Annotated in this window: 1 protein-coding gene and 1 pseudogene; one reads left to right on the top strand and one right to left on the bottom strand. The window is 74.4% G+C overall.

Annotation, left to right across the window (positions count from 1 at the left end):
• A pseudogene (locus ND748_RS29150) lies at positions 1–1,850 on the bottom strand (ABC transporter); the annotation flags it as partial.
• A gap of 574 nt (positions 1,851–2,424) precedes the next feature.
• On the opposite strand from ND748_RS29150, the gene ND748_RS29145 reads away from it, so the two are divergent.
• On the top strand, positions 2,425–2,994 hold a 570-nt coding region (locus ND748_RS29145; protein ID WP_251749402.1), incomplete at its 3' end, for a TerD family protein.

Below are 2,994 nucleotides of genomic sequence, written 5' to 3'. Positions count from 1 at the left end.
ACCCGCAGCAACGCGCCGAGCCGGCCGAGCCACTGCCCGACCGAGCCGCCGATGCGGGTCGCCAGCGCGCCGGCGGCCATCGTCGCGCCCGCGAACGAGCCGCTCACCCAGCCGACCCCGCCGACGACGGCGTAGGCGATGAGCAGGATCGAGGAGAACGGCGCGAACGTCCCGTCGCCGTAGTCGATGTTGCCGCGCTCGCCGTAGACGTAGAAGGCGTAGAGCACCCCGCCGAACCCGGCGATGGCCGCGGACAGCGCGAACGCGTACAGCTTGGCGGCCACGACGCTGATGCCCAGCGCCGCGGCGGCCCGCTCGTTGGTCCGCACCGCGATCAGCCGCCGTCCGGCCCGGCCGCGGCGCAGGTTCGCGACCGCGAGCGCGACCAGGACGAAGGCGAGCACGGACACCGTCGCGAAGCCCCGCGGGTCGGTCACCTTGTCCAGCGGGACGCCGAGGAAGCGCTGGCGTCCCACCACCGTTCCCTCCGGCGAGGCGAGGTCACCGAACAGCGACCCGAGCCCCCCCGCCCCCGGGGGTGGCGGGGAGTGGTAGCCCCGCTGGAACAGCAGGGCGTCGACGGCCGCGCCGAGGCCGAGGGTCACCACCGCGAGCTGCAACCCCCGGGTGCGCAGCGCGGGCAGCGCGAACAGCAGCCCGACGACGGCGGTGCCGGCCACCCCGACGGCCATCGCCGCCTCCAGCGGCCAGCCGCGGGTCGCGACGAGCCGCCCGGCGATCAGCGCCGCGATCCCGGAGAAGGCGAGCTGGGCCAGGGAGAGCTGCCCGGTGAACCCGACGAGCACCACGACGGACAGGATGATCAGCGCCCACAGCGCGTTGGCGTCGAGGGCGTCGACCCAGTCGCGGGGCAGCAGCCAGACCGCCGCCAGCATCGCCGCGACGGCGACCGCGAGGGCCCGCGGATGGACCCGGCCGCTGCCGAGCACCGGGTGGCGCTCGGCGAGGTGGCCCCGCTCGGGCAGGCCCCGGCCGCGCACCGCCAGGTAGAAGACGATGACGGCCAGCGGCACCGCCCGGTCGACCCCACGCCACCAGGGATGGTGCGCGACGAGCTCGTACTGCGCCTCCACCTCGATGACACCGAGCACGAGGCCGCCGAGCAGCACCCCGGGGAAGGACTGGAACCGCGCCACCAGCGCCACCGCCAGCGCCGGCACGATGAGCAGCAGCAGGTTCGTCGCCGACAGCGGGTTCTGCAGCGGGGCGAGCAGGACGCCGCCGAGGCCGGCGAGCGCGCCGCCGGCACCCCACGCGCCGGCGGCGATCGCGTCGACGGACCAGCCGAAGGTGGCGGCGGCCCGCGGGTTCTCGGTGGCCGCCGTCGCGGCGAGCCCCACCGTCGTGAACCGGAAGACCGCCCACGCCGCCGCGACGACCACGACGACCGCGACGAGCCGGACGAACACGTCCACGCCGACGGACTCGCCGAACAGCTCGACCGTGCCGGTGGGCAGCACCGTCGGGGAGGTGCGCACCGCGCCGGCGAACATCAGGGTCAGCGACGACTGGAGAATGATCAGCAGGCCGAGGGTCGCCATCAGCCGCAGCAGCGCCGTCGCCTCCCGCAGCGGACGCATGACCAGCACCTGGAATGCGACACCGATGCCGGCCGTCGACGCGACGGTGAGCACCGCGGCCAGGACCAGCGGTAGTCCCCACGGGCCATGCAGACCGTGGAAGGCGTAGGCGGCCCACGCCACCAGCGCGCCCTGGGCCACGTTGAGCACTCCGGCCCCGCGGGCGATCACCACCACACCCGCGGCGACCAGCGCATACAGCGCGCCCGTCCCGAGACTGAGCAGCGCGAAGCCCATGACGTCGTTCACGGTCCACCCTGCTCCGGACGCCACCCAGCGGCGCGCCCTGCTTCATCCCCCCAGCGGTCCCATGACGGCCATCGGCTCGCCCGGGTAGCGACGTGCGGCTCCCGCCCCTCGCGCCACGGACCTCGCGCGCCGGACCTCACACACCGGCCCTCGCACGCCGGAACCATTGATCACGGCAACCGACGCAGACGGTACGGCGGGCCCGACCGGCGTGACAAGCAAACCATCCACAACAGCCACGGCAACCCACGTCGTGATCATCGGTCGGTGGTGGCGGCCACCGCGGCCCACGGGACTCCCGGCGACGGGCCAAGTCCGGTGATCGTGGTCTTACCGGGGGACATCGGACGCTCACGGATATCACTCGGACAAGCCAGAATCCCGCCCGGACGTGGCACGGACCTGGGGCCGCGCGGCGTCAGGCATGGTGGCCGCGCCCATCTCCCGGTACATCTAGAGCAGGCGGACACGTCGCCGCCGCCCGGCGCCCGCCCGAACCCGGCGATCGGCCGGCGGCGGCGCATCCGCACCGACCAGATCCGCACCGACCAGAACAGCCACGGGAGTGGGACGGATGACAGAGCTCGTGCCCGGTGCGAACGCGCCGCTGCCCCGCGGCCCCGTCTCGGTTCGCCTGATCGGGCCGTTCGACCTGTGCGCGTTGGTGACCGCGGCGCACGGCAAGGTCGACGGGGATGACGACTTCGTCTTCTACAACCAGCCGGCGACGGCCGGTGTCATCCTCAGCGGCGACGAGGTGATGGTGGATCCGGAGCGGCTGCGGCCCGGCGCCGAACGTGTCGTGATCGTCGCCAGCTCCGAGGACGGCACGACGCCCTTCGGGCAGCTACCCGGGCCCGTCCTGACGCTGCACGACCGGCGCGGCAAGCTCAGCGCCCACTTCACCCCGCCGCCGCTGTCGAGCGAGACCGTGGTCACCCTCGTCGAGATCTACCGCCGGGGAGGGGAGTGGAAGGTCCGCGCCGTCGGGCAGGGTTACTCCGACGGCCTCGCCGGCCTCGCCCGCGACTTCGGCGTGGACGTCGACGACGGCAGCCCGGCCTCGCCCGAGGCCGCGGCGCCTGCGCCCGGTCTCACCCCGGCAGTCCCCCGCCAGGACACTCCCGCCAGCCCCGCCCCGGCG

Source organism: Frankia sp. AiPs1, from assembly GCF_023716945.1.
In the GTDB taxonomy this organism is placed as follows: domain Bacteria; phylum Actinomycetota; class Actinomycetes; order Frankiales; family Frankiaceae; genus Frankia.
Note: the sequence above shows the minus strand (reverse complement) of the source record. Positions and strands in the feature narration are given on the sequence as shown.